Origin of the sequence: Streptomyces sp. NPDC053367 (assembly GCF_044545925.1) — a bacterium.
In the GTDB taxonomy this organism is placed as follows: domain Bacteria; phylum Actinomycetota; class Actinomycetes; order Streptomycetales; family Streptomycetaceae; genus Streptomyces.
In genome coordinates this window covers 44,355-59,162 of sequence record NZ_JBITYN010000004.1, presented here as the reverse complement: position 1 = coordinate 59,162, position 14,808 = coordinate 44,355, and the positions used below count along the sequence as shown (strand labels likewise).

At 73.2% G+C, this 14,808-nt stretch carries 15 protein-coding genes; 5 read left to right on the top strand and 10 right to left on the bottom strand.

Going from position 1 to position 14,808, the window contains the following annotated elements; genetic code table 11:
- Nucleotides 1–8: 8 nt before the first annotated feature.
- A complete protein-coding gene (locus ACIGXJ_RS12960) occupies nucleotides 9–806 on the bottom strand; it encodes an acyltransferase (protein WP_399643852.1) in 798 nt (265 codons plus the stop codon).
- A 104-nt stretch (nucleotides 807–910) separates the two neighbouring features.
- Here ACIGXJ_RS12960 and ACIGXJ_RS12955 point away from each other — a divergent pair, with 104 nt between their 5' ends.
- The gene (locus tag ACIGXJ_RS12955; RefSeq protein ID WP_399643850.1) at nucleotides 911–1,429 is read left to right on the top strand and encodes a gamma carbonic anhydrase family protein; all 519 of its coding nucleotides are present in this window, start codon (nucleotides 911–913) and stop codon (nucleotides 1,427–1,429) included.
- 93 nt (nucleotides 1,430–1,522) lie between these two features.
- Here the strand turns inward: ACIGXJ_RS12955 and ACIGXJ_RS12950 are convergent, their stop codons facing one another.
- Together ACIGXJ_RS12950 and ACIGXJ_RS12945 are read right to left on the bottom strand one after the other, a co-directional pair.
- Complete coding sequence (locus tag ACIGXJ_RS12950) at nucleotides 1,523–2,152, bottom strand: DedA family protein (RefSeq protein ID WP_399643847.1); 630 nt, start codon at nucleotides 2,150–2,152, stop codon at nucleotides 1,523–1,525.
- 335 nt (nucleotides 2,153–2,487) lie between these two features.
- Entirely contained in the window at nucleotides 2,488–2,925 is a 438-nt protein-coding gene (locus tag ACIGXJ_RS12945; protein WP_399644833.1) for a DUF4442 domain-containing protein, read from the bottom strand.
- Nucleotides 2,926–3,070: 145 nt separating this feature from the next.
- Here ACIGXJ_RS12945 and ACIGXJ_RS12940 point away from each other — a divergent pair, with 145 nt between their 5' ends.
- Nucleotides 3,071–4,129 (top strand): hypothetical protein, encoded by a 1,059-nt coding sequence (locus ACIGXJ_RS12940; protein ID WP_399643844.1) that lies wholly within the window; start codon nucleotides 3,071–3,073, stop codon nucleotides 4,127–4,129.
- A gap of 191 nt (nucleotides 4,130–4,320) precedes the next feature.
- Nucleotides 4,321–5,637 (top strand): MFS transporter, encoded by a 1,317-nt coding sequence (locus tag ACIGXJ_RS12935; protein ID WP_399643841.1) that lies wholly within the window; start codon nucleotides 4,321–4,323, stop codon nucleotides 5,635–5,637.
- Here the strand turns inward: ACIGXJ_RS12935 and ACIGXJ_RS12930 are convergent.
- The 3 genes from ACIGXJ_RS12930 to ACIGXJ_RS12920 form a co-directional block, all read right to left on the bottom strand.
- Nucleotides 5,599–6,438, bottom strand: coding sequence for a spermidine synthase (locus tag ACIGXJ_RS12930; RefSeq protein ID WP_399643839.1), 840 nt, complete (start codon nucleotides 6,436–6,438; stop codon nucleotides 5,599–5,601). The two genes, ACIGXJ_RS12935 and ACIGXJ_RS12930, sit on opposite strands and share 39 nt — an antisense overlap.
- 188 nt (nucleotides 6,439–6,626) lie before the next feature.
- Entirely contained in the window at nucleotides 6,627–7,796 is a 1,170-nt protein-coding gene (tuf, locus tag ACIGXJ_RS12925) for an elongation factor Tu (protein ID WP_399643836.1), read from the bottom strand.
- Nucleotides 7,797–8,047: 251 nt separating this feature from the next.
- The gene (locus tag ACIGXJ_RS12920; RefSeq protein ID WP_399643834.1) at nucleotides 8,048–8,770 is read right to left on the bottom strand and encodes a DNA alkylation repair protein; all 723 of its coding nucleotides are present in this window, start codon (nucleotides 8,768–8,770) and stop codon (nucleotides 8,048–8,050) included.
- Nucleotides 8,771–8,819: 49 nt separating this feature from the next.
- On the opposite strand from ACIGXJ_RS12920, the gene ACIGXJ_RS12915 reads away from it, so the two are divergent.
- Nucleotides 8,820–9,602, top strand: a complete 783-nt coding sequence (locus tag ACIGXJ_RS12915) for a TVP38/TMEM64 family protein (protein ID WP_399643832.1) — start codon at nucleotides 8,820–8,822, stop codon at nucleotides 9,600–9,602.
- Between the two features lie 130 nt (nucleotides 9,603–9,732).
- On the opposite strand, the gene ACIGXJ_RS12910 is transcribed toward ACIGXJ_RS12915, so the two are convergent.
- The gene (locus tag ACIGXJ_RS12910) at nucleotides 9,733–10,902 is read right to left on the bottom strand and encodes a thiolase family protein (RefSeq protein ID WP_399643829.1); all 1,170 of its coding nucleotides are present in this window, start codon (nucleotides 10,900–10,902) and stop codon (nucleotides 9,733–9,735) included.
- Between the two features lie 149 nt (nucleotides 10,903–11,051).
- Here ACIGXJ_RS12910 and ACIGXJ_RS12905 point away from each other — a divergent pair, with 149 nt between their 5' ends.
- Entirely contained in the window at nucleotides 11,052–11,519 is a 468-nt protein-coding gene (locus ACIGXJ_RS12905) for a winged helix-turn-helix transcriptional regulator (protein ID WP_399643827.1), read from the top strand.
- Here the strand turns inward: ACIGXJ_RS12905 and ACIGXJ_RS12900 are convergent.
- The 3 genes from ACIGXJ_RS12900 to ACIGXJ_RS12890 form a co-directional block, all read right to left on the bottom strand.
- On the bottom strand, nucleotides 11,506–12,303 hold the full coding sequence (locus ACIGXJ_RS12900) for an alpha/beta fold hydrolase (RefSeq protein ID WP_399643826.1): 798 nt from the start codon (nucleotides 12,301–12,303) through the stop codon (nucleotides 11,506–11,508). The genes ACIGXJ_RS12905 and ACIGXJ_RS12900 overlap by 14 nt on opposite strands.
- A 150-nt stretch (nucleotides 12,304–12,453) precedes the next feature.
- Complete coding sequence (locus ACIGXJ_RS12895) at nucleotides 12,454–13,395, bottom strand: PmoA family protein (protein WP_399643824.1); 942 nt, start codon at nucleotides 13,393–13,395, stop codon at nucleotides 12,454–12,456.
- Nucleotides 13,392–14,540 carry a Gfo/Idh/MocA family protein gene (locus ACIGXJ_RS12890; RefSeq protein WP_399643821.1) on the bottom strand — a complete coding sequence of 383 codons (1,149 nt, stop codon included), beginning with the start codon at nucleotides 14,538–14,540 and terminating at the stop codon, nucleotides 13,392–13,394. Before ACIGXJ_RS12890 ends, ACIGXJ_RS12895 begins: the two co-directional genes overlap by 4 nt.
- Nucleotides 14,541–14,808 lie beyond the last annotated feature (268 nt).

The window sequence follows — 14,808 nt, the reverse complement described above, 5'->3', positions numbered from 1 at the left end:
CCCGGCGCTCAGGCCCCCCGCTCCACTTCGGCGAGGCCCGTCACCGGCTCCTCGTCCAGCTCGGCGAGGCGCGCCACCGCCTCCTCGTCCAGGTCCGACAGTGCGCGCAGCTGCTCCGGGGTGACGCCGTGCGGTATCGGCACCGGTGCCGGTGTGCGCAGCGGCGGCTGCCAGCCCTCGTCGGGCGTCCAGCGCCGTACGACCTTGGCGGGCGCCCCGGCGACCACCGCGTGGTCCGGCACGGTGCCGCGTACGACCGCGCCCGCGGCGACCACGACGTTCCGGCCGATGCGCGCGCCGGGCAGGATGACGGCGCCCGTGCCGATCCAGCAGCCGGGGCCGATCTCGACCGGTTCCATGCGCGGCCACTGCTTGCCGATGGGCTCGTGCGGGTCGTCGTAGGAGTGGTTCGTGGACGTGACGTAGACGTAGGGGCCGAAGTAGCAGTCGCTGCCGATCGTGACCGTGGTGTCGGCGATGACATGGCTGCCGCGGCCGAGGACCACGCCGTCGCCGATGCGCAGGATCGGGTCAGGGCCGAGGTCGAGGTCGGGCATCAGGCCGGCGGTGAGGGTGACCTGCTCGCCGACGATGCAGTGGGAGCCCAGCCGGATCCAGGGCTCGCCGAAGACCGTGCCGAGCGGGAAGGCGAGCCGGGTGGCCTCGCCGAGCGCGCCGAAACGGAAGCGCCCCGGGTGCTCCGCCGTCACCGAGCCCGCCCGCTGGGCCCAGGCCCAGGCGCCGTGCACGGCACGCTGGGCGAGGCGGCGCCGCCAGGATGAGAACGTGTTCTTGCTTTTCGGCACGGGCTCACCGTACTGAGGGTTCGGCCCGACGGTGAGGTCGAGGGCCTGTGATCTTCGCCCCAGCGGGTGACGTACCGTGCCCGGTATCACATGACCAGGAGGCGATGATGATCAAGGGCATCGGCGGGCGGGAGCCGAAGGTGGACGAGGGCGCGTTCGTGGCGCCCACGGCTTCGGTGATCGGGGACGTGTCCCTGGCCGCGGGGGCGAGCGTCTGGTACGGAGCCGTTCTGCGGGGTGACGTGGAGCGGATCTCCGTCGGGGCCGCCAGCAACGTGCAGGACAACTGCACCCTGCACGCCGACCCCGGCTTTCCCGTCTCCGTCGGGGAGCGGGTGTCCATCGGGCACAACGCCGTGGTGCACGGGGCGACCGTGGAGGACGACTGTCTGATCGGGATGGGCGCGACCGTGCTCAACGGGGCCGTGATCGGAGCCGGGTCCCTCGTCGCCGCACAGGCGTTGGTGCCGCAGGGGACGGTGGTGCCGCCGGGTTCTCTGGTCGCCGGGGTGCCCGCCAAGGTGAGGCGGGCCCTCAGCGAGGAGGAGCGGCAGGGCCTCACGCTGAACGGCGTCATGTATGCCGAGCTCGCACAGGCCCACCGGGACGTGCACGAGGGGTGACCGCCGTCCGCGGGCTGCCTGTCGTGGCGGCCCGTCGCGCCCGGCGCAGCGGTGGCCGCGGATCGAACGCGGCCCCGCGCCCCTGAAGGTGTCCTACTCGGGCACGCCGACCGGTTCGGCCGCCGCCTTCTTCGCCTTGCGCTTCAGGACCAGCATCGACGTCAGGCCGATCAGCACCGCGAGCACCAGGCCCAGCCAGGAGAAGCGCTTCAGCCAGGACTCGGCGACGATGCCCACGTAGTAGATGACGGCCGTCGTACCGCCCGCCCAGACGATGCCGCCGAGGACGTTGGCGATGAGGAACTTCCAGTACGGCATGCGCAGCACGCCCGCGAGCGGGCCGGCGAAGATGCGCAGCAGGGCGACGAAGCGGCCGAAGAAGACGGCCCACATGCCCCACTTCTGGAAGGAGCGCTCGGCGGTGGCGATATGCCCCTCGCTGAAGTGCCTGGGGAACTTCGCGCCGAGCCAGGCCAGCAGGGGCCGTCCCCCCTTGCGGCCGATCGCGTAGCCGATGGAGTCGCCGATGATCGCACCGGCACTGGCGCAGGTGCCGAGGATCACCGGGTCGATGTCGCCGTGCTGGGAGGCGAGCAGCGCCGAGGAGACCAGGATGATCTCGCCGGGCAGCGGAATGCCCAGGCTCTCCAGCCCGATGACCACGCCGACCAGCAGATAGATGGCGAGCGGGGGCACCGTTTCGAGCCATTCCTGGACGTGCAACGCCGCTTCCTCCCAGATCCGCGCCGACAAGTCCGCGCAAAGCCCTGCGTTCCCGGCACACACCCTGCGACGGGCGCGCGCCGGGGAAGCCTACCCGGTGAGTGTGACGGCCACGGAGCCCGAGAGGTTGCCCCGGCCTCCGAGGCACGCGGGGAACCGGGCGACCCTCACCCGCGCACGGCTGGACGAACCCTGCCGGGTCCGACGCTCGCGAAGCCCGACGAGCCACCGGCCCGTGCCGGCCCCGGACCCCGAGGGCTGTTCCGGCGCGTGACGGCCGCGGAGTCCGGGGAGCTGTTCGGCCGTGTGACGGCCACCCGCGTCCCGGACGGCGCTCAGCCGTTGGGGCGCAGGGTCCACACGACGGTCATCTCGGTGGTGACGGCCCCGTCCTCGCGCTGGATGGACACGGCGACCGGGAACTCGGGGCGCTTGCCCTCGTCGAGCTCCGCGACGACCTCGGCGATGGGACGGCCGAGCGTGGCGGTGGCCTTCACGGGGCCGAGCGCGATCTTCTTGAACGCGATCTCGGCGTGCACCGGAAGCGGCACGGCCCGCGAGAGCTGGTCGCCGAAGGCCGCGAGCACGATCGCGCCGCTCGCCGACTCGCCCAGGGTGAACATCGCGCCCGCGTGCGGCCCACCGACGTGGTTGCGGTACTCGCTCTGGTCCGGCAGGGCCAGGACGGCCTTCTCCGGAGTGGTCTCCAGGTACTCGAGGTTCAGGGTGCGAACCATCGGCACCGTGGCGGCGAGCAGCTCGCCGATGGACATCTGATCTGCGCTCATGGCGAGGATGTTACCCACGGGTAGCGACTCGTGGCCAGAGTCGTCGGGCAACGGACTCGGGGAGGTTGGTACGTCCCTGACAAGGGCCGGTGACCGAATCGTGTCCGTGGCGGCACTAGGGTTACGGCACATGTGGCCAGGACAGCAGCCGCCCGGGGGCGAGCAGAACCCGCAGTCGAACAACCCCTACCAGCAGCCGGGGTACCAGCAGCAGCCGAATCCGTATCAGCAGCCCGGCTACCAGCAGCAGCCGAACCCGTACGGGCAGCAGCCGCAGTGGGGGGCTCCCCAGCAGCCGGGCGCGCCCCAGCCGGTGACGCCGCCCGGGGGCATGCCGCAGACGCAGCCCGGCGGCGGGGGCGGCGGAGGCGGGGACCGTACCAAGCTGGTGGCGATCGTCGCGGCGTCGGCCGTGGTGCTGACCGCCGCGGTGACCGGTTTCCTGGTGCTGGGCGGCGACAAGGAGGACACGGCGGGCGGTGACGGCAAGAAGGACAAGGTCAGCCAGTCGCCGACCGAGTCCGCCGGCCCCAGCCCCTCGGAGAGCGGCTCGGACGACAACCCGCGCGGCGGCGAGACCATCAAGCCCACCATCGACGGCTGGAAGGTCGTCGTGAACCCCAAGTGGGGCATCGCCTTCGACGTGCCGGCGGACTGGGAGGTGCAGTCCCCCACGCTGTCGATCGGCTTCGAGGACGACAAGTCCGAGGACGGCAAGCCGCTGATCATGATGTCGGCGCCCGCCTACTACAAGTCGAAGTGGTGCTCGTCGGACGAGAACAAGGACGGCCGCACCGAGGACGCCCACCTGGCCGCGGTCGGCACCAAGGGCGCGGACGGCGCGAAGAGCACCGACGAGGTCGCGGTCAACCAGGTGCCCTGGTGGGTCTACGGCGGCTACACGCAGCCCGACAAGAAGAGCATCACCTTCGACAAGAAGGCCAAGCCCTACACCACCACGTCCGGCATCACGGGCAGCGTCGCCTGGGCCCAGTCGACGAACACCCCGCAGAAGGGCAAGTGCGCCAGCGACGGCAAGGCGGTGACCTTCGGCTTCAAGAACTCCGACGGCGCCTTCGTCGCCTGGAACTTCTACGGCGCCAAGGGTGTGAAGGGCGAGGTGCCCAGGGAGACCATCCTGAAGATCCTCAGCACCGTCCGGCTGCACGGCGACCCGACGGGGAGCTGACCCGCGGGAGCCGCGCCGGGAGCGCCGAGCTCCCGGAGCGCCGAGCTCCCGGCGCGCCGAGCTCCCGGAGCCGCGCCGCGCGGGCCGAGCTCCCGGAGCCGCGACGCGCGGGCCGGGCTCCGGGGGCCCGGCCGCTCACCTGCGCGGCAATCCGTTTGGCAAACGCGTGCCGGGCCGGGGATAGTCGGCCGGTGAACACCGCCGCCGACTCGCCCCGCCCCGCCCGCCGCCCGCGCAGACCCGAATGGGCCGGGCGCAACTACAGCCTGCTGACCGCGGCCGCCTTCGTCACCAACCTCGGCACCCACGGCGCTCTGATCGCCGCCGCGTTCGCCGTGCTGGAGAGCGGCGGCGACAGCGGTGACGTGGGCCTGGTGGCCGCCGCCCGCACCCTGCCCCTGGTGCTGTTCCTGCTGATCGGCGGCGCGGTCGCGGACCGGCTGCCGCGCCACCGGGTGATGGTCGCGGCCAACGCCCTGAACTTCGTCTCCCAGGGCCTGTTCGCCGTCCTGGTGCTGACCGGGGAGCCGCGGCTGTGGCAGATGATGCTGCTGACCGCCCTCGGCGGCACCGGTCACGCGTTCTTCAGCCCGGCGGCCGAGGGCATGCTCCTGTCGTCGGTCTCGGGCGAGCAGGCGAGCCGCGCCTTCGCGGTGTTCCGGATGGCGATGCAGGGCGCGGCCGTCGGCGGCGCGGCGCTGGGCGGCGCCATGGTCGCCGCGATCGGGCCCGGCTGGGTGCTGGCGGCCGACGCCGCCGCGTTCGCCCTCGCCGGGGCGATGCGCGCCTTCCTCGACGTCAGCCACATCCCGCCGCGCGAGGCGGGCGGCGGCCTGCTGGCCGACCTGCGCGAGGGCTGGCAGGAGTTCATCGGGCGGCCCTGGCTGTGGGGCATCGTCGTGCAGTTCTCCATCGCCAACGCGGTCGTCGGCGCCGCCGACGCCGTCTACGGCCCCCTCGTCGCCCGGGACCACCTGGGCGGGGCGGGCCCCTGGGGCCTGGCGCTGGGCTTCTTCGGCGCGGGCACGGTCGCCGGGGCCCTGCTGATGACCCGCTGGAAGCCGCGCCGGCTGCTGTTCGTGGGCACCCTGTGCGTCTTCCCGCTGGCCCTGCCCTCCGCTGCGCTCGCCATCCCCACGCCGGTCGGGGTGCTGTGCGCGGTGATGTTCCTGACCGGCGTGACGCTGGAGGTGTTCGGCGTCTCCTGGATGACCGCGCTGCACCAGGAGATACCCGAGGACAAGCTCTCCCGCGTCTCGGCCTACGACTGGTTCGGCTCGGTCGCCCTGATGCCGCTGGCGACCGCGCTGGCCGGACCGGCGGAGTCCGCCTTCGGCCGCACCACGGCGCTGTGGGGCTGCGCCGTGTCGATCGTGCTGGTCACCGCGCTCGTCCTGCTGGTGCCCGATGTGCGCGGGCTGCGCCGCCGTACCCGTGAGGTCACGGCACGGCCGGCCGTGCCGAACGGCTCACCCGATGCCGAACGCCCCGTCGGGGGGCAGGGGTGAGGGCACCGCGTCCGCGTCCCGCACCGGGCGGGCGCCGCCGACGAACTCCCTGAGCGCCTCGCCGTGTTCGACCCGCGCGGGGAAGGCGTCGGCCGCGGTGCGCCGGGCCAGCCCCGCGGTGTCGACCGGCCGGTGCGCGGCCACGAGCACGGCGTTGCCGAACCGCCGCCCCCGCAGCACCCCCGGCTCGGCGATCAGCACCAGCTCCTCGAACAGTGCCCGCAACGTGGCCAGTTGGGAGCGCAGGAAGTCGAACGGCGCCGAGTCGGCCAGATTGGCGAGATAGACGCCGTCGCCCCGCAGGACCCGCTCCACCTCCCGCGCGTATCCGAGCGAGGTGAGGTGCGCCGGTGTCCGGGAGCCCCCGAAGACGTCCCCGACGATCACATCCGCCGAGTCGTCCGGCGCGCCCTCCAGCCAGGCCCGCGCGTCCGCCACCCGCGCGCGGATCCCCTCGGGCACCGGCAGGTGCTCCCGCACCAGGTCCAGCAGCCCCTGGTCGGCCTCCACCACGTCCTGCCGCGACCCGGGCCGGGTGACGGCGACGTACCGGGGCAGCGTGAACGCGCCCCCGCCGAGGTGCAGCACGTCCAACGCCCGCCCCGGCTCGGCGACGGTGTCCAGCACATGCCCCAGCCGCCGCGCGTACTCGAACTCCAGGTAAGCGGGCTCGTCCAGGTCGACGTACGACTGCGGAGCCCCGTCCACGGTCAGCAGCCAGGCCCGCGGCCGGTCGACGTCGGGCATGAGCTTGACGACACCGAACGAGGTGACGCGGCTGACGGGGATGGGTTCGTCCACTGCCCCATTGTGCCCGGGGCTGGACGCGCCCAGGGCGCGGGGCCGTGCCGGCAGGCGGCTCGGCCGCGTGAGCGCGACCCGCCACGACGGCCCCGCCGCCCCACGACCCCGACCAGCCACGACGGCCCCGCGGCCCCACCACCGCGACCAGCCACGACGGCCCCGCCGCCCCACGACCGCGGTCCCCCTCAGAGAACGGCGGTCACCGTCCCGGCCCCCACGGTCCGCCCGCCCTCACGCACGGCGAACCCGAGCCCGGCCTCCAACGGCACGTCCCGCCCCAGCGAGACGACCATCTCGACGGTCTCCCCCGGCCGGGCGACACCGGCCTCCCCCAGGTCGACCTCGCCGACGACATCCGCCGTACGGACGTAGAACTGAGGCCGGTAACCGCTGGAGACAGCAGTCGTACGGCCGCCCTCACGCGCGGACAGCACGTACACCTGAGCCCGGAACCGACGGCTCGGCACCACGCTCCCCGGCGCGGCCACGACATGCCCCCGCCGGACCGCGCCCCGGGGAACCCCCCGAAGCAGCAGCGCCACGTTGTCCCCGGCCTGCGCCTCCTCCATGGGCTTGCCGAAGGTCTCCAGCCCGGTGACGACGGTCTCGACGTCCGCCCCGAGCACCTCGACACGGTCACCGACCCGTACGACACCCCGCTCTACCGCACCCGTGACGACCGTCCCGCGCCCGGTGATGGTGAGGACGTTCTCGACGGGCAGCAGGAACGGCGCGTCGAGGTACCGCTCGGGCATCGGCACATAGGTGTCCACCGCGTCGAGCAGCGCCTCGATCGACGCCGTCCAGCGCGGGTCCCCCTCCAGCGCCCTCAGGCCGGAGACCCGGACGACGGGCACGGAGTCACCGCCGTAGCCGTGCGCGGTGAGCAGGTCGCGGACCTCCAGCTCGACCAGGTCGGTGAGCTCCTCGTCCCCGGCGTCGGCCTTGTTGAGCGCGACCACGATGTGGTCCACGCCCACCTGCCGGGCGAGCAGCACGTGTTCGGCCGTCTGCGGCATGATCCCGTCGAGCGCGGAGACGACGAGGATCGCCCCGTCGAGCTGCGCGGCGCCGGTGACCATGTTCTTGACGTAGTCGGCGTGACCGGGCATGTCGACGTGCGCGTAGTGGCGGGTGTCGGTCTCGTACTCGACGTGCGCGATGTTGATGGTGATGCCGCGCGCCGCCTCCTCCGGGGCGCGGTCGATGCGGTCGAACGGCACGAACGTGCCGGCGCCGCGGTCGGCGAGGACCTTGGTGATGGCGGCGGTCAGGGTGGTCTTGCCGTGGTCGACGTGACCCATCGTGCCGATGTTCAGATGCGGTTTCGTACGGACGTACGCCGTCTTGGGCATGGCTGTACCTCGAAGCTGTGCGAAGGAAGGTCGGACCCCGGGAACCGGCCGACCCTCCCCCTCGGGGGTCCGCCGGACAGTCCGGGGAGGGTCAGCTTCGGGCGCCGTCGACAGCGGCCAGGAGGATCAGGACGGCAGCCTTCGGGGCATCCGCGGTCGCGGATGCTGCGAGAAGGAAGGCGTGCCGGAACATGCCGTAGATCATCGCCGGGGCAGGGCCGCGCGTCGAACGGTTTTCGCCGTACGGCCGTTCAGCCGCCGATGTTCTTCAGCGCCTCGCGCACGGTCAGCGGCGCGAACCGGCCGCGCTCCCGCGTGAGGAAGTCCCGTACGGCGTCGGGGTCGGTTTTGGCGTACTCGCGCAGGGCCCAGCCGATCGCCTTGCGGATGAAGAAGTCGCAGTGGCCGGACTGGCGCAGACAGTAGGCGAACAGCCGCCGGACGTCGGTGCGTTCCTTGTAGCGGAGCTGGTGCAGCAGGGCAGCGCGGGCGATCCACAGGTCGTCGTCGGCGATCCAGGCGTCCATGTCGGCGGTGAGCGCGCGGTCGGCCGCGACGAGCGGTCCGACGACGTGGGCGGCGAGCAGGTCGACGGTGTCCCACCAGGAGTCGGTGGCGACGAGATGCCGGACCACCGGGAGGAAGCGGGAGGAGCAGCTGCCGACGTGGCGGCGCAGGTAGTCGACGGCGAAGTAGCGGTACTCCCGCTCCGGCAGCCGCCAGCAGCCCAGCGCGAGCGCGGTCAGGTCGGCCTCGTCGGGGCGGGACGTGCCCGCGACGACGGTACGGGACAGGGCGCGACGCTCGGGGGTGGTCAGGCCCAGGAAGGGGGCCACGTCCTTCATGTAGGCGCGCATGCCCACGGCCCGTTCGGGGTCGGCCGCGGCGGCGTAGACGTCGGTCAGGCGCTCCAGCAGGGTGTCGGCGAGGGGCGTGCGCGGCACCGCGGTCGGACCGGTACCTGGGGCGCTCATGAGACGAACCATACGGCGATCACACACACCTGTCGGTTAATGTCACCGGATGCCGCTCGATGCCGCCACCCGCTCCGGGGGCACCGCCACGGTCTCGCACGGGGCCGCTGAGCTCGCCGTCGTCACCGTCCCCGTCCGCCTCGGTCTCGCGGGGCGCTGCAGCAGAGCCCTGCTGTCGCCCTGGGCCCGTTTCGCGCTGCTCCTGGCGCTGCTCGCCGGAGCGGCGGCCGCCGTGCTGCTGTTCGAGCCGCAGCGGCTGCTGGCGGACGGCTGGCCCCCGCAGCTGGGGGGTGCGGCCGCGGCGCTGGTGTTCGCGCTCGCGTACGGGCTGTGCACGGTGGCGTTCGTGCCGCGCCCGCTGCTGAACCTGGCCGCGGGCGCCTTGTTCGGCACCCAGCTGGGGCTGGGCGCGGCCGTCGCGGGCACGGTGCTGGGGGCCGGGATCTCCTTCGGTCTGGGGCGGGTGCTCGGGCAGGACGCGCTGCGTCCGCTGCTGCGGGGCCGGCTGCTGACGGCCGCGGACGGGCAGCTCAGCCGGCACGGGTTCCGCTCGATGCTGGCGGTGCGGCTGTTCCCGGGTGTGCCGTTCGCGGCGGCGAACTACTGCGCCGCGATCTCCCGGATGGGCTGGCTGCCGTTCCTGCTGGCGACGGCGCTCGGGTGTGTCCCGAACACCGCCGCCTACGTCGTCGCGGGCGCCCGCGCGTCCACGCCGACCTCGCCCGCCTTCCTGATCGCGATGGCCTGTATCGCCGTACCGGCGCTGGCCGGCGCGGTGGTGGCCTGGCGCAAGCGGCACCAGCTGCGCGGGAGCGGCGGAGCCGGCGCCTGACGCCTCAGAGAGCTCGGAGGGCTCAGACGGCTCAGACGGCTCAGACTGCTCAGACTGCTCAGAGTGCTCAGACTGCTCAGAGTGCTCAGACTGCTCAGACTGCTCAGACTGCTCAGACTGCTCAGACTGCTCAGACTGCTTCCAGGATCATCGCGTTGGCGAGCCCGCCGGCCTCACACATGGTCTGGAGCCCGTAGCGGGCTCCGCGCTCGCGCAGGGCGTGCACGAGGGTGGTGGTCAGGCGGGTGCCGCTGGCGCCGAGGGGGTGGCCGAGGGCGATCGCGCCGCCGTGCACGTTGACCTTGGCCAGGTCGGCGCCGGTCTCCTGCTGCCAGGCCAGGACGACGCTGGAGAATGCCTCGTTGACCTCGAACAGGTCGATGTCGTCGAGGGACAGCCCGGCCCGGCGCAGCACCTTCTCGGTGGCGGGGACGACACCGGTGAGCATCAGCAGCGGGTCGGAGCCGGTGACGGCGAAGCTGTGCAGCCGGGCGAGGGGGCGCAGACCGAGGCGGGCCGCGGTCTCGCTCGAAGTGATCAGCACGGCGGAGGCGCCGTCGTTGACGGGGCTGGCGTTGCCGGCGGTGACGTTCCACTCGATCTGCGGGAAGCGCTCGGCGAAGGAGGGGTCGTGGTAGGCGGGCCTGAGCCCGGCGAGGACCTCGGGGGTGCTGCCGGGGCGGACGGACTCGTCGCGCGAGACACCGTCCAGCGGCGCGACCTCGGTGTCGAAGAGGCCCTTCTCCCAGGCGGCGGCCGCCTTGTGGTGCGAGGAGACCGCGAAGGCGTCCATACGCTCCCGGGTGAGCGACCACTTCGCGGCGATCAGCTCGGCGCTGATGCCCTGCGGGACAAGGCCCTCGGGGTAGCGCTCGGCGACGCCGGGCCCGAACGGGTCGGCGCCGGGCGGCACGTTGGACCACATCGGCACCCGGCTCATCGACTCCACGCCGCAGGCGACGGCCAGGTCGTAGGCGCCCGAGATGACGCCCTGGGCGGCGAAGTGCACGGCCTGCTGGGAGGAGCCGCACTGGCGGTCCACCGTGGTCGCGGGGACGGTCTCGGGGAAACCGGCCGACAGGACGGCGTAGCGGGTGGTGTTCATGGCCTGCTCGCCGACCTGGTCGACGGTGCCGCCGATCACGTCGTCGATCAGTGCGGGGTCGACGCCGGAGCGCTCGACGAGGGCGCGCAGGGTATGCGCGAGGAGTTCGACGGGGTGGACATGGGCGAGGGCGCCGCCCGGCTTGCCCTTGCCGATGGGGGTGCGTACGGCTTCGACGATGACTGCGTCACGCATGTGCGGGCCTCCGGCGCGCTACCAGTGAGTAGGAAATCCAAACTCACCATAGCGGGGTGGGTTGGAAAATCAAACCCTCCAGGGGGGTCGAGAGTCCGGAAATCAAACCATGTGGGTTTGCTAATCAAACCCTCCCCTAGACTTGGCCCATGGCCGCCCCCAAGAACCCCCGCCCCTGCTCGATCGCCGACACCCTGGCGCTGGTCGGCGAGAAGTACTCCCTGCTCGTGCTCCGCGAGGTCTGCCTGGGCAACGGGCGCTTCGACCAGCTCGTCCGCAACATCGGCGCCCCGCGCGACGTGCTGACCACCCGACTGCGCAGGCTGGTGGACGCGGGCATCCTCACCAAGCGCGTCTACAGCGAGCGCCCGCAGCGCTTCGAGTACCGCCCGACCCCGGCGGGCCTGGAGCTGGAGCCCCTGCTGATGATCCTCAAGGAGTGGGGCGACCGGCACCTCAACGAGGACGACCGCCCGATGGTCGTCGAGCACCGCTGCGGCCACGAGCTGGTCCCGGTCGTCACCTGCCGGGCCTGCGGCGAGGAGGTCCGCCACGAGGACCTGACGGCCCACCCGCAGCGCCCCGGCTGGAGCGTCTCGGGCCCTACAGCCGCCTGAGCCCGCGCAGGAAGGCGCGCACCGCCCGATCGAAGTCCTCGGGCGCCTCGAGATTGCTCATGTGCCCCACCCCCGGCAGCACCACGAGCCGAGCATCCGGGATCGCCTCCAGGAAGGCGCGCGCGACACTCGGCGGTGACCGCACGTCCAGCTCGCCCCAGACCAGCAGCGTCGGCACGGCGATCCCGGGCAGCACGTCCCTCTCGTCGGCCTCGGCCATCATGAACAACTGCGCCCCCATGGTCTCGGGCCGCACCTGCCGGGCCATGGCGTCCAGCAACGGCACGAACCGGGCGGGCGGCTCCCCCGCGAACAGCCCCGGCAGCGTCGGGTCGAACTCCTCGCGCGGCACCGCAAGCATCCGCCGCGCGCCCTCGACCCGCGCCGCGACCTCCTCGGGCGGCAACGATCCCTTCCAGCCGGCGTACGTGTCGACGAGGATCAGCGACCGCACCAGCTCGGGGTGATGCCGGTACAGCTCCAGTACGACGGTCCCACCCCAGGACAGCCCGGCGACATGGGCCGGGCCCAGCGCGAGGTCCTCGACGACCGCGGCGAGACAGTGGGCGAAGTCCGCGAGCGCGAAACCATGCGGCAGGTCGGACGACCGCCCGGCACCGGGCTCGTCCCACGCGACCACGGTGAACTCCCCGGCCAGCCCCTCCAGCTGCGGCCCCCACATGCGCCCGTCCAGCCCCGCCCCGTGCACCAGCACGAGCGGCGGCCCCTCCCCCACGCGCGCGTAGGCGACATCCACCCCCCACGCGCGCACGGTCGCGGCCATGCCACCAGGCTAGCCGCGGGCGGGGACACCGTCGCGGTGACGGGCGACGGGCGACAAGCGACAGGCGACAGGCGGCGGGCGACGGGCGACGGTCGCCGCCCCGGCATCGAGCACCCCGGCCCCGGCGGCCTCGTCACACGTGCGGCGGCCTCACCACGCGTGCGCCGCCAGGTACTCGGCGATCTCCTCCCGCTCCCACGCTCCGTCGGCCACCACGACCCGGTACCGGCGGGTGAGCGTGGCTCCGGGGGCGAGTTCCAGTTCGTCGAAGAAGGCCCAGGAGGGGGCGACCGCGGCGAAGGGATCGTTGCGCACGAACCAGTGGGCGGGGTGACCTCCCGCCGAGCCCGCGTGATCGTTCTCGGGGGCGTGCGCGAAGACGAGGGTGGCGTGGCCGTCGACGCCGTCGTGCTCGCCCGTGTACGCCAGCCAGGGCGCCTGACCGCCCATCAGGCCGGGCCCCTCCCCCTCGGGCGTGAGGACGCGGCCGTCGCGGAAGGCGCGCGGGCCGCGCCAGAACAGCCCGGTGTAGCCGGCCGTCTCGCGCCCGGCCGTGGTGGGGCTGCCGAACCGCAGCGGCTCCGCGCGCCGGTTGGTGACAGCGCTCGTCCAGGTCAACGCCCAGGCGCCGGCGGCAGGTTCGACGTCATGGACCTCGATCCGGCGCAGTTCCTCGGCCCACAGCGCCCCGTCGTACGGATGCCAGGTCAGCCGTTCGGCGATGACGGCGCGGCCGTCGGACGCGGCGACCTCGTCGAAGGCGAGGTGACGCATGGAGCCGACGCGCTCTGGTAGTTCGAGATATCCCTTTCCGTGGACGTATGTGTTGCCGCCCCACAGGTTCGCGCCGGACAGATGCGAGGCGGTCAGGGCCAGCCCTTTGTGCCAGCGGTGGTCGTGGGGCCGGTAGCCGGTGACCACGGATCCGGACAGGGTGCGCAGCGGATGGACGTACGGCTTGGGGGCCTCCCAGGCGGCCGTCGGGCGTCTCTCGGGGCCGTAGACGTAGGCGAGGAGTTCGACGCCGCTGCCGGGGTCGGTCACGGTGATGCGGTCGCCGTGCGTGTGGACGAGCCGCGGGCTGGCGGTCATCCGCCCACCTCGGCGGCCACGGCGGGCGCCCAGCCGGGGGCGCCGCCGTGCAGGGCGGTGTAGTAGGGGTCGCCGGGGCCGATGCCGCCGCGGCGCACCGTGGTGTCCGTGAAGGCCGACTTGTACAGCGCCGTGACCAGCTCCAGGCTCTTGCGCCCGTCCTCCCCGCTGCTGCGCGGCCGTCGCCCCGCGCGCATGCTCGCCACCAGCTCCCGCAGCTGCGCCAGGTGCGAACTGGGCACGTCGGCGCCGAAGTCGCGCCAGGCCGTGGCCTCCTCCTCGGGCACACCGGGGGCCGGCGTGATGCGCCAGTCGGCGTTGGCGTGGCCGTAGAGGTGGGTCAGCTCGACGGTGGCGCGCTCGCAGTCGAGGCGGACACGGCTGACCTCGTCGGGGCTGAGGACGCTGTTGACGACCGTGGCCAGCGCGCCGCCCTCGAAGCGGACCAGGGCCGTGGAGACGTCCTCGGTCTCCACGTCGTGCACCAGCCGGCCGGCCATCGCCCGCACCTCGCTCCACGGGCCGAGCAGGTCCAGCAGGAGGTCCATCTGGTGGATGCCGTGGCCCATGGCGGGGCCGCCGCCCTCGGTGTGCCAGCGGCCGCGCCAGGGGACGGCGTAGTAGGCGGTGTCGCGGTACCAGGTGGTCTGGCAGTGCGCGACCAGCGGCCGCCCGAGGGCCCCCTCGGCGAGCAGCCGCCGTACATGCGTGGCGCCGGAACCGAAGCGGTGCTGGAAGACGATGGCGGCATAGGGCCCCCCGTCCCCACCCTCCTCGGCCTCCACGGCGTCGAAGTCCGACAGCGACGGCACCGGCGGCTTCTCGCACCACACCCACGCCCCGGCGCGCAGCGCGGCGACGGTCTGCTCACGGTGCAGGGTCGGCGGGGTGCAGATGATGACGAGGTCGGGCCGCTGCTCGCGCAGCATCCGCTCCAGGTCGTCGTAGGCGTGCGGGATCCCACCCGCGGCGCAGAAGGCGCGGGCCGCGTCCGCGTCGATGTCGACGGCCGCGACGACCTCGGCCTCCCCTTCCTCGGCGAGCCGGGCGAGCGCGGGCAGATGCGAGACGCGGGCGATGGCACCGGTGCCGACGACGGCGGCCCTGACGGGGCGCCCGGCGAGCGGGGGAAGGGGCTGGTCCATGTCGGGGCTCCACGAGGAGAGGCGCGGCAGTAGGCAGGACGGCGAGGGGGCGGTGCGGGGACGACGAGGGACGACGAGGGACGACGAGGGACGACGAGGGACGACGAGGGACGACGAGCGGACAGTAAGCGCTTTCTCCCCGGCCGCGCAAGTGCCTCCCGGCGAGCAACGGCACCCGCCCCCGCCCAGCCCGGACCCAGCGGGACGATCTTCGTCGACGCCCCTGGGTCATGGGCCGTCACCCGAGGACGCTACGCTGCCCCTCAAC

What these genes read in the sequence shown, in the direction of transcription:
- ACIGXJ_RS12955 (WP_399643850.1), top strand. Translation starts at nt 911, where the DNA reads ATGATGATCAAGGGCATCGGCGGGCGGGAGCCGAAGGTGGACGAGGGC.
- ACIGXJ_RS12945 (WP_399644833.1), bottom strand. Translation starts at nt 2,925, where the DNA reads ATGTCCATCGGCGAGCTGCTCGCCGCCACGGTGCCGATGGTTCGCACC.
- ACIGXJ_RS12940 (WP_399643844.1), top strand. Translation starts at nt 3,071, where the DNA reads ATGTGGCCAGGACAGCAGCCGCCCGGGGGCGAGCAGAACCCGCAGTCG.
- tuf (WP_399643836.1), bottom strand. Translation starts at nt 7,796, where the DNA reads ATGCCCAAGACGGCGTACGTCCGTACGAAACCGCATCTGAACATCGGC.
- ACIGXJ_RS12920 (WP_399643834.1), bottom strand. Translation starts at nt 8,770, where the DNA reads ATGAGCGCCCCAGGTACCGGTCCGACCGCGGTGCCGCGCACGCCCCTC.
- ACIGXJ_RS12915 (WP_399643832.1), top strand. Translation starts at nt 8,820, where the DNA reads ATGCCGCTCGATGCCGCCACCCGCTCCGGGGGCACCGCCACGGTCTCG.
- ACIGXJ_RS12910 (WP_399643829.1), bottom strand. Translation starts at nt 10,902, where the DNA reads ATGCGTGACGCAGTCATCGTCGAAGCCGTACGCACCCCCATCGGCAAG.
- ACIGXJ_RS12905 (WP_399643827.1), top strand. Translation starts at nt 11,052, where the DNA reads ATGGCCGCCCCCAAGAACCCCCGCCCCTGCTCGATCGCCGACACCCTG.
- ACIGXJ_RS12900 (WP_399643826.1), bottom strand. Translation starts at nt 12,303, where the DNA reads ATGGCCGCGACCGTGCGCGCGTGGGGGGTGGATGTCGCCTACGCGCGC.
- ACIGXJ_RS12895 (WP_399643824.1), bottom strand. Translation starts at nt 13,395, where the DNA reads ATGACCGCCAGCCCGCGGCTCGTCCACACGCACGGCGACCGCATCACC.
- ACIGXJ_RS12890 (WP_399643821.1), bottom strand. Translation starts at nt 14,540, where the DNA reads ATGGACCAGCCCCTTCCCCCGCTCGCCGGGCGCCCCGTCAGGGCCGCC.